Genomic DNA, 18,256 nt, shown 5'->3' with positions numbered 1-18,256 from the left:
GCGCCACGCGCCCTCTCGCACGTGACCGCGACCACCCGCGTGGCTCGACGCCGCACGCGCATGTGAAGCGTGAGGCCGACGCGCCGCGTGTGCTGTCGTTGGTGCTTGGTGCTTGGTGCTTGGTGCTTGGTGCTTGGTGCTTGGTGCTTGGTGTCGGCTGATGCCTGCATGGGTTCCCTGCGGCGGGTGCATGGGTGCATGGGTGCATGGGTGCATGGGTGCATGGGTGCATGCAGCGGTGGTGCTCGGTCCGAGGCGCGTCCGGCGGCACCTATCCGTCCCACCTCGGGGCGGCCCGGACCCTACGACGTCTCAGCGTGCGGCGACGCGACGTAACAACTCCGATGCCACGCCACCCATGCGCGGCGGAGGCGTCTCGACCTCGGCGAGGTCCTCAGGACGCGAACCGGCGCTCGGCCGACGGCCCGCGCGGCCTTCGCCGAGCACCTGCCAGCCCTCCCGGGTCAGCGTGATGTACGCCCCGCAGCGCAACCCGTGCAGCGTGCACGCGTCCCGCAGCCCCCACATCCACGCGCCGTCCTCCTGCGTCCACAGCCCGTCCCCGTCCCGGCAGTAGAGCAACACGGCCGTACGCACCGGAGTGCGGCGGCGGAGATCGTGCGGGATGACCCGGCGCAGCTGCGCGAGCAGGGCATTGCGGAACACCCAACCATCGGCCACACTCGATCGCCTCGCGAACGACGCGGACGCCCTGACCCGCTCCTCCTGGTCGAGGACGGCGACGACCGCCGTGGCCGGAGTGGGCCGGTGCCGGGCGTGCAGATCACTGACGACCTCGCGAGGGCTCCGCAGCAGCGGGATCTCGGCGGCCGACCACTCGGCGGGCTCGAGCAGGCGGGTGGGTGACTCAGCGGGGTCAGGTATCGCGGCGGCGGCCGATGAATCCGACGTCGATGCCGCTGTGGACGGAGTGAATCCGAAGGTCACGATCCTCCCTTCGGCTACACGCCCCTGCAGAGGGCGGCGTCGGACTGGGGCGCACCGCGGCAGAGCCCTACTGGACCACGGGAGCCGCGCGGGAGCGCTTCCAATTCTTCCCGTCGTACTGGCTTGCGGCAACGAGCAATTGAAGCCGTCGCCCCGTATCCGGTGATACGTCTCGCATATCCCTGCCCAGAGCGTCCCTCGCCCAAGCCCGCTTCACCCCTGTACAGCCAGGACCAGCGGCAACACCCCCTTGGCTCCGGCCCGCCGCAGCATGCGCGCTCCCACAGCGAGCGTCCAGCCGGTCTCCGTCGAGTCGTCCACCAGGAGCACGGGCCCGTCCGCCTCCTGGAGGGCCGAGGCCAGCGCGGGCGGCACGGTCAGCGTCCCGTCCAGGGCTCGCAGCCGCTGGGCGCTGTTGCTCCTCGGCACATGCGTGGCCTCCGCCCCGTCGACGTACTCCAGGGAGCCGAGCAGCGGCAGGCGCCCGATCTCTGCGATCCGCGCGCCCAGGGACTGGATCAGCTGTGGCTTCGAGCGCGATGCCATGGTCACCACTCCCACCGGGCGCGGCCCCGCGTCGGAGCTTCCCGAGGCCCAGCCGCCCGGCCCCTTCGCCCAGTCGGCCAGCACTTCCACGACGGCCTTCGCCACATCGTCCGGAACTGGCCCGTCCGGAGCCTGGGGCGCGAGCATCGGACGCAGCCGGTTGCCCCAGCCGATGTCCGAGAGCCGGCCAAGGGCCCGCCCGGGGGCGGCCAGCTCGCCGGCGGGGATGCGTCCCTTCAACGCCATCCCCACGGCTGCCAGACCCGTGGGCCACATCTTCCTCGGCTCGACCTCGACACCCGGGCGAGCGAGCTCGCCGCGTGCCGTCTCCAGTGCCGCGGAGGACACGTTGTCGCTGAACCTCCCGCCCGCGCAGTTGTCGCAGCGCCCGCACGGCGCGGCCTCCTCGTCGTCGAGCTGGCGCCGCAGGAACTCCATGCGGCAGCCGGTCGTCGTCGCGTACTCCCGCATGGCCTGCTGCTCCGCCTGTCGCTGCTTGGCCACCCAGGCGTAGCGCTCGGTGTCGTACGTCCATGGCCTGCCCGTGGAGATCCAGCCTCCCTTGACACGCCGGACCGCGCCGTCGACGTCGAGGACCTTGAGCATCGTCTCGAGGCGTGACCTGCGCAGCTCGACGAGAGGCTCAAGGGCCGGAAGCGACAGGGGGCGGTCCGCTTGCGCCAGCACGTCCAGCGTGCGCCGCACCTGTTCCTCCGGCGGGAAGGCGAGCGAGGCGAAGTAGTTCCAGATCGCCGTGTCCTCCTTGCCCGGCAGCAGCAGGACTTCCGCGTGGGCGACGCCGCGGCCCGCTCGGCCCACCTGCTGGTAGTAGGCGATCGGTGAGGACGGCGAGCCGAGGTGGACGACGAAACCGAGGTCCGGCTTGTCGAAGCCCATCCCCAGCGCGGAGGTGGCGACGAGTGCCTTGACCCGGTTGGCGAGCAGATCTTCCTCGGCCTGCTGCCGGTCCGCGTTCTCCGTCTTGCCGGTGTACGAGGTGACGGTGTGCCCGCGATGGCGCAGGTACGCCGTCACTTCCTCGGCCGCGGCCACCGTGAGGGTGTAGATGATCCCGGAGCCCGGCAGCTCGTCGAGGTGGTCGGCCAGCCACGCCAGCCGGTGCGCCGCGTTGGGCAGTTGGAGCACGGCGAGGCTCAGGCTCTCCCGGTCCAGCGCGCCGCGCAGGACGAGGGCGTCCGACCCGCCGCCGGTGCCGAGCTGGTCGGCGACATCGGCCGTCACGCGGGCGTTGGCCGTCGCCGTCGTGGCCAGGACCGGGACACCGGGCGGAAGGTCGGCCAGCATGGTGCGCAGCCTGCGGTAGTCGGGCCGGAAGTCGTGTCCCCAGTCGGAGATGCAGTGGGCTTCGTCGACCACGAGCAGGCCCGTCGCGGCGGCCAGCTTCGGCAGTACCTGATCGCGGAAGTCCGGGTTGTTGAGCCGCTCCGGGCTCACCAGCAGGACGTCCACCTCGCCTGCCGCCACCTCGGCCTGGATGGTGTCCCACTCCTCCGTGTTGGACGAGTTGATCGTGCGGGCGCGGATGCCGGCGCGCTCGGCCGACTCCACCTGATTCCGCATGAGCGCGAGCAGCGGAGAGACGATCACGGTGGGACCGCTGCCCCGCTCCCGCAGCAGCGCCGTCGCGACGAAGTACACGGCGGACTTGCCCCAGCCCGTCCGCTGCACGACGAGCGCTCGGCGCTTCTCGGCGACCAGCGCCTCGATCGCGCGCCACTGGTCCTCGCGCAGCCGAGGTCCGTCCGGCGGCGCCCCGCTGGAATCGGGGGAGGGGCCGCCGACAAGGCGGGCGAGGACGGTGTCGGCCGCCGTGCGCAGATCTTCGTTGCTCATGGCTCCATGCAACCTGATGGGTACGACATCGGGCGAACGAGTCCGCCAGTCTGTGGATAACTCTTGAAGTGCCCCTGATCATGGTTATCCACAGGGTCAACCGGAATGGCAGGATCCGGTGCAGAGTCGGCGCATGACGAATCACAGCGAGTCAGTCGGCCCGATGGAAGACCCGGCCGAAAGCCCCATCGAAGATCCAGGAACGGACCCCGTCGCCGAGTCCGTGGTCACCCTGCGCACTCCCGCCGAACTGGCCGACGCCTTGCCGTACCTGCTCGGTTTCAGGCCTGAGAACAGCGTCGTCCTCATCGCGCTGCACGGCCGCAGGGGACGGTTCGGCGGACGAGCACGCCTCGGCATTCCGGCGCGTGCGGAGGACTGGCCGGCTGTCGCGGAGCAACTCGCACAGTGCCTTGTGAGCGGCTGCGAACGGCGCGAGGCCCGACCGGACGGCGTTGTCGCCTTCCTCTGCCAGGAGCCGGGAGGGTCCGCGGGGGACACCTCCGGGCAGTCCGGGCAGGGAGCGGCTGGGGGAGTCGCCTCCGCGGATTCCGGGAGGCAGGTCGTGGAGCGCCTCCGGCCGCTGGCCCAGGCGCTGCGTACCGCCTGCGGCAGCCTCGACGTCCCGGTCCTGGAGGTCGTCTGCATCTCGGACGGGCGCTTCTGGACGTACTGCTGCCCTGACCAGCAGTGCTGCCCGGCGGAGGGTACGCGGCTGCTTCCCGCGGGCACATCGGTCCTCGCGGCGGCCACCGCGTATTCGGGACGCCTGGTGGGTCTCGACCAGGGGAAACTGCGGGCGCGACTCACACCGTGGCGGACCGACGCCGCGGCCGCTCAGGAGAGCGCACTGCACGGGGCGGCCATGGCGCTCGTGCCCAGGATCCTGGACGAGGGAGGCCACGATGAAGTCTCCGACGAGACGATCGACCTCGCCCGCCGCGTGATGGCTCGTCTCGCCGAGGCACCCCCGAAGGGCGACCCGCTGGCCGCGGACCTCCAGGACGACGAGTTGTTGGCCCATGACGAGGCCGCCGCTCTGATCCTCGGCATCCAGGACCGCACGACCCGGGACCGGGCGGCGGAGTGGATGGAGGGCGCGGAAGCGAAGCCCGCCCTCAGGCTCTGGCGGGCACTCGCACGCCGCTGCGTCGGTCCCTTCTACGAGCACGCGGCGGCGCCGTTGGCCTTGGCCGGTTGGGTCGCCTGGTCCTTGGGTGACCTCATCGAGGGCCAGGAGGCGTTGACCATGGCCCTGAAGGCCGACCCGCACTACACCTTCGCGCTACTGCTCTACCCCGCCTGCGGTGCGGACGAAGACCCGGAGCCGATTCGCCGCATCCTGCGCGGCGAGCGGGCCGAGCGCGAGTCTGACGACCCCGAGATCCCGATCGGCCCGGAGGGACCCATCGACCTGGTGGCCCCGATCGGCTCGGTGGGGGCGGTTGCGGACGGCGCCGATGCCCTCGACGGACCCGGTGCCGATCGTGCCGCTGGCCTCGAGGAGATTCCCGAACTTCCAGCAGATGCAGATCGGTTGAGCGCATCCGCTCCGGCCCCCGCTGGCGCGTCTCTCTCGGCTCCTGTCGCCGCTGCTTCAGCCACGGCTGGTGCTGACGCGGGTTCCGAAGCCGCGGCGGGAGCCGAACCCAGGGCCGACGCGGGCGTCAGCTCCACGTCCCCTGCCCGCCGCCGTGCTCCCCGCTCCGCCACCCGTGGGGCACGCCTGGGCGGTGGCGCGGGGACGGGGCCGCGGCATCGGCGGCCCTCGGCCCGGCGTGACACGAGGAACGGCAGGTGAACACGGGAGACGGGCGCCGCGGGCGGCGACCTGTACGGGCGCCAGCCGCGGCGGCCGTCGCGGCAGTGCGCCGCCGTATGGGCGGCTTCCTGAGGCGCGTGCGTGACTTGGGGCGGCCCAGGCCCGTTCACCTGAGTGGCGGTACCCACGTCCGGGTCGCGCCGCTGCACCGCGACCGAGTCTCCACAGCGCAGACAACGCAGAAGAGGCCGCCCCATGCACGTTCCCGCCCCGTCTCCTGCCTCCGGCCTGTCCGGTCTCTCCGGCAGGCCCAAGAGATCCGACGGCGGGCAGGACAGCAACATCCGCCTGCCCACCCCGGCTGCCCGGCGCCCACCCGCCGGACAGGCTCCCGCTCCCGTTTCGCGTCGCCCCGGCGCGCTGCCACCCGTGCATGCCTCGCTGGTCTGTGTCGCGCTGCCCGCGTTGGCCGTCTCCACGGACCAAGGGCAACTGAACGGACGTGGGCTCGAAGGGTTCTACCGCTCGGGCCGGCGCATGCTGTCACGCTGCCAAGTACGGGTGGCCGGACGGGAACCGGTCGCCGTGCAGGCACGGATGCTCTCGGCCGACAGCGCCCGCTTCGTGGCCACCGTCCTGCCGTCCACCGAAGGTGGTCCGGACCCGGACGTCGTCGTGGAGCGGACTCGGCACGCCGACGGCACGGAGCGGATCACGCTGCACAGCGCGGCCAGCCGTCCCCTCAGGCTGCCCGTCGAGGTGTCACTCGGCACGGACCTCGCGGAACTGGGCGCGGTCGCCTCGGGCAGAGCAGGCCCGGAACTGCCGGCCAGCGTGCACGACTCCGGTATGCGCTGGTCCTCGGGGAAGGGGCACTGTGTGGTCACCGCCGTCCCGGCGCCCAAGGACGCGCTGGCCTCCGCCGGGCTGCTCCGCTGGGAAGTGCAGCTGCCGCCCGGAGGCAGCCAGAGCGTGGAGCTGCGGGTCCGCCCGGACGGCGGTGGGCCGGTGCGGCCGGTGGGGCACGGCGCGAGCAGCCCGCTGTCCCCTGCCCGGGCGGTCGGCGACGAGCCGACGGTGGGGCGACTCCTGGAGACCTCCACGGCGGATCTTCGGGCGTTGCTGCTGCGGGACCCGACGCATCCCACCGATGTGTACGTGGCGGCCGGGGCGCCCTGGCGCTGCGGCCTCGCCCCTGCCGAAGCGCTCATGGCGGCCCGGATGGCCCTGCCGCTCGGCACCAGGCTCGCCGTCGGCACTCTGCGCACCCTCGCCCGCAGCCAGATCGGCGCACCGGGACAGAGGGCAGGCATGATCCCCGGGCCGATGCGCAATGCGGGCCCCCTGCTTCCTCCAGGCTGCACGGGCATCGAAGCCACGCTCCTGTTCCCCGTGGTCCTGGCCGAGGCCTGGCGCTGGGGGACACCGGAGGCGGACGTGGAGGAGCTGCTGCCGCCCGCGGAGAGGTGCCTGCGGTGGCTCCTCAGTGCCGTCGACGACAGCGATTTCCTCCAGGACCCCCACCCCGGCGGCCCTGCCCGCTGCGAGACGCAGGCCCACGCCCACCGTGCGGCGCTGCTCGGCGCCGACCTGCTCGATGCCCATGGGCGCGCGGGCGGCGGCGAGCTGCGGGAGTGGGCGGGGCGGTTGCGCGCCCGGTTCCGGAAGGAGTTCTGGGCGGCGGACCGGGCGGGCGGCAGGCCTGCGGCGGCGCGGTTGCCGGACGGCCGACTGGTCGCGTACCTCACCGGGAGCGCGGCCCACCTCCTGGACACAGGACTGCTCGGGTCCGGGACGCTCGCGCCCGGCTTGCTCGACAAGGTGCAGACGGAGCAGGTGGCCAGGCTGTTCGGCGGCCCGGCCATGGACTCGGGCTGGGGACTGCGGAGCATGGGCGTGAAGGAGGCCGCGTACAACCCGTTCGGGCACCGGAGTGGGGCGGTGCGCGTGCACGAGACGGCCGTCGCGGTCGCGGGACTGGCTGCTGCGGGCTACGAGAAGGAAGCGGGGTCGCTGCTGCGCGGAGTGCTCGCCGCGGCCGAGACCTTCGGCCACCGGCTCCCCGAGATGTACGCGAGCGAGCAGCGCGCGGAGGGCGGGGCGCCGCTGCCGCACCCGGCGGCATGTCGCCCAGCGGCCATGACCGCGGCGGCCGGGGTGCAGCTCCTGACCGTGCTCGCCGGTATTCGCCCGGACGCCCCGGCGGGCACGGTGACGCTGAACCCCGTCCGCAGCGCCCCGCTCGGCGAGCTCGGGCTGACGGCGCTGCGGGTCGCGGGAGCCCCGTTCTCGGTTCGGGTGAGCAGGCTCGGGCTCGCCATGGTCGAGGAAGCGGCCGACCGGCTGCAGTTGGGGGTATGAGAGCGCTGGGTGGCGGTGTGGAGGGTGTGGCGGGTCACGAGGGCGGATCCCAGGAAGCGGGGCCGGAAGTAGATGGTGCGGGAGATGACGTAGGAGGTGTTTATCGTCAGGCAGACGACTATGATCGCGGCATGTCGCCCTACGACCCGTCGGCCTTCCCGCCCTTTGCTGTCACCGTCGATCTGGTCGTGCTGACCGTGCGTCGCCACGCGCTGTGCGCGCTGGCCGTGCGTCGCGGTGAGTCACCGTTCCAGGGGCGTTGGGCACTGCCCGGCGGGTTCGTGCGGCCCGATGAGGACCTGTCGTCCGCGGCGGCGCGGGAGCTGATCGAGGAGACGGGGCTCTGCGCCCATGATCCGGACAGCCCGGTTCAGGCCAATGGGGCGCACTTGGAGCAGCTGGCGACCTACGGCGATCCGAAGCGCGATCCGCGCATGCGGGTGGTCAGCGTCGCGCACCTCGCGCTCGCACCCGATCTGCCCGCGCCCAGGGCGGGTGGCGACGCGAACAGCGCGCGCTGGGCACCGGTCGACGCCCTGCTCGCCCACGGCGGGTACGGCCGTGAGGGCGAACAGGCGACGCCTCTCGCGTTCGATCACGCGCAGATCCTCTCCGACGGGGTGGAGCGCGCCCGTTCGAAGATCGAATACTCCTCCCTGGCCACGGCGTTCTGCCCGCCCGAGTTCACGGTCGGTGAACTGCGCCGGGTCTACGAAGCCGTGTGGGGCGTGGCGCTCGACCCGCGCAACTTCCACCGCAAGGTGACAGGCACGCCGGGCTTCCTCGTCCCCACCGGCGGTACGACGACGCGCCAGGGCGGCCGGCCGGCTCAGCTCTTCCGGGCGGGCGGTGCCACACTCCTCAACCCGCCGATGCTGCGACCGGACGTCTGAGCACACCCTTCGATCACGTAGCGCCCGCTCCTGGCTGCGTGTTCGGGGGCACCCACTCGGCGCCTCAGGCACCACGGTTGACACCCGCGATCCATGACCTGAGCGAAAAGCCGGAAATGTCGCGTTATCTTGCTGCGGTACCCACGGGGTTCGTCCGTCCCCGATTCGGCGGACTCGCCCCGGCCGCCGAGCGGTCGCACATCCCGCGAGAGAAGCGATGATCCAGGCCATCGGACTGACCAGTAAGAGTCGCAAGGAGCTCCCTACCGCTGTCGACGACGTGTCCTTCGAGGCGCGTACGGGTCGTGTCACCGCGCTGCTCGGCGCCCCCGGCGCGGGCAAGACGACGGTGCTCAGGTTGATGCTCGAACTCCAACAGGGCCGCGGGGTCACCTACTTCAGAGGTCGTCCCCTGCACCGCATCGCCCATCCCTCCCGGGAGGTCGGTGTGCTGCTCGGTGAAGTCCCCGGTCACCCGGCCCGCTCTGTGCGAGGCCATCTGCGGATGCTCTGCGCCGCCGTCGGCGTGCCCGTGCAGCGTGCTGACGACGTGCTGGAGGCCGTCGGGCTCGTCAGCCTTCGCGAGCAGCCACTCGGCACCCTCTCACGCGGCATGGACCGCAGGCTCGCGCTGGCCTGTGCCTTGCTCGCCGACCCGCACACGCTCGTCCTGGACGGTCCCGCCGAGGGGCTTTCGGTCCGGGAGAGCGCCTGGTTCCACGGCTTTCTGCGGGCACACGCGGCCCGAGGCGGCACTGTCCTGTGCGCCACCAGCGACTCCAAGGAGGCCGCGCGAACCGCTGACCGGGTCGTCACGCTCGAAGCCGGTCGCATCGTTGCCGACCAGGAGGCAGGGGAGTTCGCTCGCACCCGGCTGCGCCCCCGCGTGGCCGTCCGCACGCCGCACGCCGTGCGCCTCGCTGCCCTCCTGACCAAGGAGGCGCGCGCACGCCGCAGGCCCGTGGAGGTGGTGGAGGAGGGCGGCAACAGGCTTTCGGTGTACGGCAGCACGTGCGCGGACGTGGGCGAGACCGCGTTCCGGCACGGCATTCTCGTTCATCACCTCGCGGACGAGATCGGGGACGCGGGGGCGTCGGCGGGCTTTGGGTGGATCCCAGAGGCGGAGCCGGAGGCGACAGCGCCGGAGCGCGCGCCCGGCGTATCCGCCGGGAGCCCCCCGCATGGCTCGCGCGAGGGTGGCACCGTGCCGCCAGACGTCACCCACGCGCCGGGCGTCACCCTCCCGTCCACGACCTCACCGGATCCAGCGCCGACGGCTCAACTCCCGCCTGAGGAAAGGAAGTACACCGGCCCTGGCGGGCCAGAGGCGGAGCCTGAGCATGAGCCTCCGACGGAGCCGGGCGCAGAAGCGGAGCCCACCGTGCGAGCCGGGTCGCCCGCAGCCGAGCCCCGGGACGAGCTCACGGGAGAACCCAGGGAAGAGCCCGAACGTCCCGCCGAGCCCGCACTCCGACTCATCCCACTCCGCCCGCTGGACGGCGGCTCACCGCCGTCCACCTCCGCGACGGATCCACCGGCACCCATGGAGCCCCGGCCCCAGACTCCGCACCCATACCCGCCCCAGCCCTCAACACCCCCCGCATCGCCCCTGCCGCCCCCCATCGCTGTCCGCGCAGCTCGCGGCCCTCTGCGCCCCCTGCGCTACGAACTGTGCCGTGCCACCGGAATCGGCACCGGATACCTCACGGTGGCCGCCGTCCTCGTCGTATCCGCACTGCTGTGCGTTTTCCTCGGCCGCACCGGCCATACACCGCAGCCTCGGCTGCTCGCGGCCTGGCCCACCGAACTTCCGTTGCCGCCCGCAGCCCTTGGCGCCGGGCTTCTGGGCGCACTCGCCTTCGGTGAGGAGTTCCGCCACCCCGCCCTAGCCACGGACCGAGGCACCGTCCCGCGCCGTCTCGGTCTCCTCGCTGCGAAACTCGTGGTCGCCGCGGGCACCGCCCTGCTCCTGGCCGCGCTCACCGTGGGCTGCGACGCCGCCGTGCTCCACCTCGTATACGGACCGGAGCTCACCGAAGTTCCCGCTGACTGGCTTTCCTTGAGTACGAGTTGGATCACTTTCATGATCGGCTGCGCTTGGGCGGGGGTTCTGGCCGCCGGTGTGTTCCGGTCCACCAGCGCCGGGCTCGCCGCTGTCGTCGCCGTTCCGATTGTCGTCGTACCCCTCGTACAAAAGGGGCTGGCGGGTCCGTCTGTGCGATCGGCGGTCGGCCTGCCAGGGAGATTGCGGCAGCTCGCACTCGTGGAATGGCCCTTCGGAGTCGAGCGATATCTGGCCGGGGGATTCCGCATGGTGGCCCAACCCGTCGGTGGCGCACTGGCGTTGTCGGTCACCGCGCTGCTCTGCGCTTATCTGCTCACCGCGGCACGAAACAGGGCTGGCTGACCGCAATCTGCTGCCTTTCATTCCCGCATTGCGCGCAACTCTCCGGGAGGCGGCCACTTCTTTCCGATAACGCGTCAATTGGAGCGAGGTAAGCGATCACCCTTTCGTGTGCTTTTCACCAAAGACCTCAAGGGACTTGAGGGCCAAGCCGACAACTCATCCGTGAGTACCCTTGCGCACACCATGATGACCACCGCCCGCTCCGCAGACGCCGGCCTCGCCGGCCCGGCGGGCGAACTCGACCGCTACCCCTACGCGGAGGCTCCCGGCGCCGACCGCGTGGTCGCCCCCGTGTGGGACGGCGCGGACCAGGACCTGGGCCGCGTGGGCCGACGAGCCGCAGGCAACCGCGGCCGCGGACTGCATGGCCAACTGGTCCAGCAGCTCGGCCAGATGATCGTCTCCGGAGACCTCGGAGCCGACCGGCCCCTGGTCCCGGAGGAGATCGGCCAGCGGTTCGAGGTCTCCCGCACCGTCGTCCGCGAATCACTGCGCGTACTGGAGGCCAAAGGCCTCGTCAGCGCCCGCCCGAACGTCGGCACGCGCGTCCGCCCGGTCAGCGACTGGAACCTGCTCGACCCGGACATCATCGAATGGCGGGCCTTCGGCCCGCAGCGTGACGACCAGCGGCGCGAACTCAGCGAGCTGCGCTGGACGATCGAACCCCTGGCCGCCCGCCTCGCCGCCGGGCACGGCCGCGAGGAGGTGCAGCAGAGGCTCGCCGACATGGTGGAGATCATGGGTCACGCACTGGCCCAGGGTGACTCGATCACCTTCTCCCGCGCGGACGCCGAGTTCCACTCGCTGCTCATCCAGGTCGCGGGCAACCGCATGCTGGAGCACCTCTCCGGCATCGTCTCCGCCGCACTTCACGTCTCCGGAGGGCCCGTCACCGGCTGTGACCGCCCGACCGAGGCCTCCCTGGTGCACCACTCCCGGATCGTCGACGCTCTCGCCGCGGGGGACGGAGCCGCCGCCGAAGCCGCCATGCGGCAGCTGCTCACCGTCCACCCGGAAGTGGAGCGCGTGGTGCCCGCTCCCCGCGAGCACTGACCCCTCCCGCGTCAGCACGGCAACCCGTGCCCTCGCCCCGCAGCATCGTTTCGCTGCCCCGACACCGCCGCCTGTGTCGCCGGACTCCCGCGCTCCGTCAGGGGCAGGGTGGGTCCGGCGGCAGCGGCGGGGAATGACACGGGGCATGGCGGGGAAGTCGATGACTTCGTAGGCGGACGGCGGCGACTACGTAGACAGGCGGCGGCCGTGGGCCCGGGTGGCGGCATGGCCTGGGTCGAAGGACGCTGACGTACACAGAAGGATGCCGACGTGCACCCCAAGGACGCCGGCGCACATCTAAGGATGTTGATGCATGTCGCGGAATGTTGATGCGGCCGTGAGTGTGCCGACGTATGTGCGTCCACGAGGACCCCGACGTACGCATCCGACTGGAGGATGACGGAACTCGCGTCGCTTCTGACCGTATCTAGCTGCTTTTGAGCGCATACGGGGTGTGACTCGGGCCACGTAGATTGGGCGTAACGCTCCTACGAACAGCGCGATGACCTAAGAGGTGATAGCCGAGGAGGGAATACAGCCGTCGTTCACGGCGCTGTCCGAGCTCCACGGTCCCGCCCGCGCCGTCGGCCCAAATCCCCAGCCGTCGGTCGTCGGCTCCGGTCCACAGTGGACGGGGCCGGAAGCCGTTTTCCAACGTTCCGAGAGGTTGTTCGTGTCGGCCAGCACATCCCGTACGCTCCCGCCGGAGATCGCCGAATCCGTCTCTGTCATGGCGCTCATCGAGCGGGGAAAGGCTGATGGGCAGATCGCCGGCGACGACGTTCGTCGTGCCTTCGAAGCTGACCAGATCCCGGCCACTCAGTGGAAGAACGTTCTGCGCAGCCTCAACCAGATCCTCGAGGAAGAGGGTGTGACGCTGATGGTCAGTGCCGCGGAGCCGAAGCGCCCCCGCAAGAGCGTCGCAGCGAAGAGCCCGGCCAAGCGCACCGCGACCAAGACGGTCGCGGCCAAGACCGCCACGGCGAAGCCGGCCACCTCCGCGGCCGCGCCCGAGAGGCCGGTCACCGCCGAAGCCGCCGAGGACGGTACGGCCAAGAAGGCCGCTGCCAAGAAGACGACCGCCAAGAAGGCCGTCGCCAAGAAGACCACCGCCAAGAAGACGGCGGCCAAGAAGACCACCTCCAAGAAGGAAGCCGGTGAGCTCCTGGACGAGGAGGCCACCGAGGAGACGCCCGCCGCAGGCAAGCCGGGCGAGGGCGAGCCCGCGGAGGAGGGCGCGCAGGGCTTCGTGCTCTCCGACGAGGACGAGGACGACGCGCCCGCACAGCAGGTCGCCGCCGCGGGCGCCACTGCCGACCCGGTCAAGGACTACCTGAAGCAGATCGGCAAGGTCCCCCTGCTCAACGCCGAGCAGGAGGTCGAGCTCGCCAAGCGCATCGAGGCCGGTCTGTTCGCCGAGGACAAGCTGGCGAACGCCGACAAGCTCGCGCCGAAGCTCAAGCGCGAGCTGGAGATCATCGCCGAGGACGGCCGCCGCGCCAAGAACCACCTCCTGGAGGCCAACCTCCGCCTCGTGGTCTCCCTGGCCAAGCGCTACACCGGCCGCGGCATGCTCTTCCTGGACCTCATCCAGGAGGGCAACCTCGGTCTGATCCGCGCGGTCGAGAAGTTCGACTACACCAAGGGCTACAAGTTCTCCACGTACGCCACCTGGTGGATCCGTCAGGCCATCACCCGCGCCATGGCCGACCAGGCCCGCACCATCCGTATCCCGGTGCACATGGTCGAGGTCATCAACAAGCTCGCGCGCGTGCAGCGCCAGATGCTCCAGGACCTGGGCCGCGAGCCCACCCCGGAGGAGCTGGCCAAGGAACTCGACATGACCCCGGAGAAGGTCATCGAGGTCCAGAAGTACGGCCGGGAGCCCATCTCCCTGCACACGCCGCTGGGCGAGGACGGCGACAGCGAGTTCGGTGACCTCATCGAGGACTCCGAAGCCGTCGTCCCGGCCGACGCGGTCAGCTTCACGCTCCTCCAGGAGCAGCTCCACTCCGTGCTCGACACCCTGTCCGAGCGCGAGGCGGGCGTCGTCTCCATGCGGTTCGGTCTCACCGACGGTCAGCCGAAGACCCTCGACGAGATCGGCAAGGTCTACGGAGTGACGCGCGAGCGCATCCGCCAGATCGAATCGAAGACGATGTCGAAGCTGCGCCACCCGTCGCGCTCGCAGGTCCTGCGCGACTACCTGGACTGAGCCACGGCACAGTGCCACAGAAAGGCCCGGAGTTCCACAGGGGACTCCGGGCCTTTCGCCTGCCCGCGTGGCGCACGTGCGGGGCATGGGACAGTAGCTGACTCTGGGTGTGCGATTGCAACCCGGAGTGAGGAGATCGCATGCGTCGTCCCATCGCCCGATCGCTGGCGTCAGCGCTGGTTCTGGGGGCCGCGGCAGCCGCGCTGCCCCTGGCCGCCACGGCCCCCGCGGCGGCCGACAGCGTCATCATCGGAGGCCAGCCGGTGCGGGTGGCCGACAGCCCGTGGACGGTGGCCCTCGCGAGCCGTGACCGGTTCGGGGGTACGCGGTCGGGCCAGTTCTGCGGCGGTGTCGTGATCGCGCGCTCGACAGTTCTCACCGCGGCACACTGCATGCGCGAGGAAGTCCTCGGTGTGCCCCTCGGCGAGGTGACGGACCTGAAGGTCATCGCCGACCGTGAGGACCTGGCCACGAACGCGGGCAGGGAGGTCTCCGTGAGCCGCGTGCGGATCAACCGGCGCTACGACAGCTACACCAACGCCGGTGACTTCGCGGTGCTGACCCTGTCGCAGCCGCTGCCGCAGAGCCACGTGATCGCGACCGCGGGCGCCGGGGACGCCGCCTACGACCCCGGCACGAGTGCCAAGGTGTATGGCTGGGGTGACACCACGGGGCGGGGTGACTACGCGCGGTCGCTGCGTGCCGCCGATGTGACGGTCCTCGCGGACAAGGTGTGCGAGGAGGCGTATCCCGGCAATGCTGACGGCACGTACACGCCTGCGTCCATGCTGTGTGCGGGCGAACCTCAAGGTGGCCGGGACGCCTGTCAGGGCGACAGCGGTGGGCCACTGGTCGCGCGGGGACGGCTCATCGGGCTGGTGTCGTGGGGGGACGGCTGCGGCCGCGCGGGCAGTCCGGGGGTGTACACGCGAATCTCGGACGTCGTGCGGGTGATGAGCCAGGACCGGTGAGCCAACGGGCTGTGCGGGGCGCTGGGTGGCCCGCACGGGCTCGTTGGGCGCCGGTGCGGCACGGGACCCGGTCGGCCGGGGATCGCGGGCTGTGGGGCGCCTCGAGGAACGTGAGCGGGCGGCTGCCCCTGGGGTTACAGGGGCAGCCGCCCGGTCGCCGGTCTGGTGGTCCGGCGCTCGCTCGTCGTCGTGCGAGGCTTCAGCGTTCCTCTTCGGATGAGCTGGCCGGCACAGCGGTCAGGCGCTCCGTCTCATCCTGTATCTCGGCGGCGATCTTCTTGAGTTCCGGCTCGAACTTGCGACCGTGGTGGGCGCAGAAGAGCAGTTCACCGCCGCTCAACAGGACGACGCGCAGGTACGCCTGGGCGCCGCAGCGGTCGCAGCGGTCAGCGGCCGTCAGGGGGCTCGCGGGGGTCAGAACAGTAGTCACGTCGCCTCTTCTCTAGCTCGACGAGCTGTCGTACCAGGGTCAACATCCAACCAGGCCGAAAACGTTCCCGCTCGTGGCTTTTCCTCGAATTTTTCATTCGGGGTGGCTGTCTGCTGCCGGTTGGCGGCGAATGTGCCGTATTGCTGTCGTACGGTTTCGCGCTGTCTGTCAGGTCAGGTCCTCGCCGGCTGGCTTGCCGGTTGTTCATGAGGACGTGCCCGGAGCCTAAATGGTTCATGCCTGGAAGGGAACGTGATGTGTGCTTCACTCCATCGAGCGATCGAACACGCGTACGCTTCTGGACTAGTCTGGGCCGAGTCGAGGGTGGCGTGACAACGGCTCTACCAGGCCTCGGTACCCTCTGACGGGCAGTAGAAGCCGGGCCCTTACCCCAAAGGGCCTCCCTTGAAATTCAGCGAGGAGCGAACCGCGTGACCGCCGAGACGTCCGTGCCGTCCACAGCGTTGCTGACCGGAGCAGACCGGGACGGTTCCAACTACACCGCGCGGCACCTTCTCGTCCTGGAGGGGCTCGAAGCCGTCCGCAAGCGCCCGGGCATGTACATCGGGTCGACGGACAGCCGCGGTCTGATGCACTGCCTCTGGGAGATCATCGACAACTCCGTCGACGAGGCCCTGGGCGGGTACTGCGACCACATCGAGGTCATCCTCCACGACGACGCCTCCGTGGAGGTCCGGGACAACGGCCGAGGCATCCCGGTCGACGTCGAGCCCAAGACGGGGCTCTCCGGTGTCGAGGTCGTCATGACCAAGCTGCACGCGGGTGGCAAGTTCGGCGGCGGTTCGTACGCGGCTTCCGGCGGTCTGCACGGCGTGGGCGCCTCCGTGGTGAACGCCCTGTCGGCCCGTCTCGACGTCGAGGTGGACCGTGCCGGGCACACGCACGCCATCAGCTTCCGGCGCGGTGTCCCCGGAGCCTTCGCCAAGCCCGGCGCGGACGCGGCGTTCGACCCGGCGGCACGGCTGAGCAAGGTCAAGAAGATCCCCAAGACCCGCACCGGCACGCGCGTGCGCTACTGGGCCGACCGTCAGATCTTCCTCAAGGACGCTCGGCTCAGCCTGGAGAACCTGCACCAGCGCGCCCGCCAGACTGCCTTCCTGGTGCCCGGACTGACCATCGTCGTGCGGGACGAGTTCGGTCTCGGCGACGGTGGCACGAAGGGCGAGGAATCCTTCCGCTTCGACGGCGGAATCAGCGAGTTCTGCGAGTACCTGGCGCAGGACAAGGCCGTCTGCGACGTCCTCCGCTTCTCCGGCCAGGGCACCTTCAAGGAGACCGTGCCCGTCCTCGACGACCACGGTCAGATGACGCCGACCGAGGTCACCCGGGAGCTCGGCGTGGATGTCGCGCTGCGCTGGGGCACGGGGTACGACACGACGGTCAGGTCCTTCGTCAACATCATCGCCACCCCCAAGGGCGGCACGCACGTGACCGGCTTCGAGCGGTCGCTCACGAAGACGATGAACGAGGCACTGCGCGCGCAGAAGCTGCTGCGCGTCGCCGAGGACGACATCGTCAAGGACGATGCCCTGGAGGGCCTCACCGCCGTCGTCACCGTGCGCCTCGCGGAGCCCCAGTTCGAGGGCCAGACGAAGGAAGTCCTCGGCACCTCGGCGGCCAACCGCATCGTCGCCAACGTCATCGCCAAGGAGCTCAAGGCGTTCCTGACGTCCACCAAGCGTGACGCCAAGGCGCAGGCGCGCTCCGTCATGGAGAAGGCCGTCGCCGCCGCCCGCACGCGCATCGCGGCCCGCCAGCACAAGGACGCCCAGCGCCGGAAGACCGCCCTGGAGTCCTCCTCGCTGCCCGCGAAGCTCGCCGACTGCCGCAGCGACGACGTCGACCGCAGCGAGCTGTTCATCGTCGAGGGAGACTCCGCCCTCGGCACCGCCAAGCTCGCTCGGAACTCTGAGTTCCAGGCCCTGTTGCCCATCCGCGGCAAGATCCTCAACGTCCAGAAGGCCTCGGTCTCGGACATGCTCAAGAACGCCGAGTGCGGCGCGATCATCCAGGTCATAGGAGCCGGGTCCGGCCGGACCTTCGACATCGACGCGGCGCGCTACGGCAAGATCATCCTGCTGGTCGACGCCGATGTCGACGGCGCGCACATCCGCATCCTGCTGTTGACCCTGTTCCAGCGGTACATGCGGCCCATGGTCGAGGCGGGCCGTGTGTTCGCCGCCGTGCCGCCGCTGCACCGGATCGAGTTGGTCCAGCCCAAGAAGGGCCAGGACAAGTACGTCTACACGTACTCGGACCGCGAGCTGCGCGACACCCTGCTCGAGTTCGAGCGCAAGGGCGTGCGGTACAAGGACTCCATCCAGCGCTACAAGGGCCTGGGCGAGATGGACGCCGACCAGCTGGCCGAGACGACAATGGACCCGCGCTATCGCACCCTGCGCCGGATCAACATCTCCGACCTCGAATCGGCGGAGCAGGTCTTCGACCTGCTCATGGGCAACGAGGTCGCGCCGCGCAAGGAGTTCATCACGAGCTCGGCGGCGACGCTGGACCGGTCGCGCATCGACGCGTGAGATCCGTGCGATGCGTGGCTTGAACGCGTGAGATCCGTGCGGGCGTGTACGTGAACCTGTGAGTGCCCCGTGTGCGCCGGGTGCGTCCTCGTCGGGGCGCCGGAGCACGCGGGGAGCCCGTGTCTGCGCGACCGGAGGGCTTCATGACGGGCGTCTCCACCCACGGGTGGAGACGCCGGATCCACCCATGATCCACCCTTGCTCCGATCCTCTGACCAGGCTGATTCCGTAGCGTCGAAGGCGTACTTCTTCATCCGTCTT

11 protein-coding genes are annotated in these 18,256 nt (G+C 70.6%); 8 read left to right on the top strand and 3 right to left on the bottom strand.

Features of this window, described 5'->3' with window-relative positions; genetic code table 11:
- Window positions 1-312 precede the first annotated feature (312 nt).
- Complete coding sequence (locus ACZ6AA_RS29015) at window positions 313-948, bottom strand: hypothetical protein (protein WP_468456226.1); 636 nt, start codon at window positions 946-948, stop codon at window positions 313-315.
- A gap of 213 nt (window positions 949-1,161) precedes the next feature.
- Window positions 1,162-3,348, bottom strand: coding sequence for a RecQ family ATP-dependent DNA helicase (locus ACZ6AA_RS29010; RefSeq protein WP_471460753.1), 2,187 nt, complete (start codon window positions 3,346-3,348; stop codon window positions 1,162-1,164).
- Window positions 3,349-3,481: 133 nt separating this feature from the next.
- On the opposite strand from ACZ6AA_RS29010, the gene ACZ6AA_RS29005 reads away from it, so the two are divergent.
- The 7 genes from ACZ6AA_RS29005 (at window position 3,482) to ACZ6AA_RS28975 (ending at window position 15,010) form a co-directional block, all read left to right on the top strand.
- Window positions 3,482-5,149 (top strand): DUF4192 domain-containing protein, encoded by a 1,668-nt coding sequence (locus ACZ6AA_RS29005; protein WP_471460752.1) that lies wholly within the window; start codon window positions 3,482-3,484, stop codon window positions 5,147-5,149.
- Window positions 5,150-5,365: 216 nt separating this feature from the next.
- Window positions 5,366-7,471 carry a glycogen debranching N-terminal domain-containing protein gene (locus ACZ6AA_RS29000; protein WP_468456220.1) on the top strand — a complete coding sequence of 702 codons (2,106 nt, stop codon included), beginning with the start codon at window positions 5,366-5,368 and terminating at the stop codon, window positions 7,469-7,471.
- Window positions 7,472-7,602: 131 nt separating this feature from the next.
- A complete protein-coding gene (locus ACZ6AA_RS28995; RefSeq protein ID WP_468456218.1) occupies window positions 7,603-8,364 on the top strand; it encodes an NUDIX hydrolase in 762 nt (253 codons plus the stop codon).
- Window positions 8,365-8,581: 217 nt separating this feature from the next.
- Entirely contained in the window at window positions 8,582-10,771 is a 2,190-nt protein-coding gene (locus ACZ6AA_RS28990; protein ID WP_471460751.1) for an ATP-binding cassette domain-containing protein, read from the top strand.
- A gap of 162 nt (window positions 10,772-10,933) precedes the next feature.
- Window positions 10,934-11,824, top strand: a complete 891-nt coding sequence (locus tag ACZ6AA_RS28985; RefSeq protein WP_468456215.1) for a FadR/GntR family transcriptional regulator — start codon at window positions 10,934-10,936, stop codon at window positions 11,822-11,824.
- Between the two features lie 667 nt (window positions 11,825-12,491).
- On the top strand, window positions 12,492-14,039 hold the full coding sequence (locus ACZ6AA_RS28980; RefSeq protein ID WP_468456213.1) for an RNA polymerase sigma factor: 1,548 nt from the start codon (window positions 12,492-12,494) through the stop codon (window positions 14,037-14,039).
- A 140-nt stretch (window positions 14,040-14,179) separates the two neighbouring features.
- Window positions 14,180-15,010, top strand: a complete 831-nt coding sequence (locus ACZ6AA_RS28975) for a S1 family peptidase (RefSeq protein ID WP_468456211.1) — start codon at window positions 14,180-14,182, stop codon at window positions 15,008-15,010.
- Between the two features lie 199 nt (window positions 15,011-15,209).
- Here the strand turns inward: ACZ6AA_RS28975 and ACZ6AA_RS28970 are convergent, their stop codons facing one another.
- Window positions 15,210-15,440, bottom strand: a complete 231-nt coding sequence (locus ACZ6AA_RS28970) for a DUF7455 domain-containing protein (RefSeq protein ID WP_030357361.1) — start codon at window positions 15,438-15,440, stop codon at window positions 15,210-15,212.
- A 431-nt stretch (window positions 15,441-15,871) separates the two neighbouring features.
- Here ACZ6AA_RS28970 and ACZ6AA_RS28965 point away from each other — a divergent pair, with 431 nt between their 5' ends.
- Window positions 15,872-17,995 carry a DNA gyrase/topoisomerase IV subunit B gene (locus ACZ6AA_RS28965; protein WP_468456208.1) on the top strand — a complete coding sequence of 708 codons (2,124 nt, stop codon included), beginning with the start codon at window positions 15,872-15,874 and terminating at the stop codon, window positions 17,993-17,995.
- The last annotated feature ends 261 nt before the right edge of the window (window positions 17,996-18,256 follow it).

The sequence above is a fragment of the Streptomyces sp. NPDC040610 genome (assembly GCF_055594065.1).
This window is presented reverse-complemented; position numbering and strand designations above follow the sequence as displayed.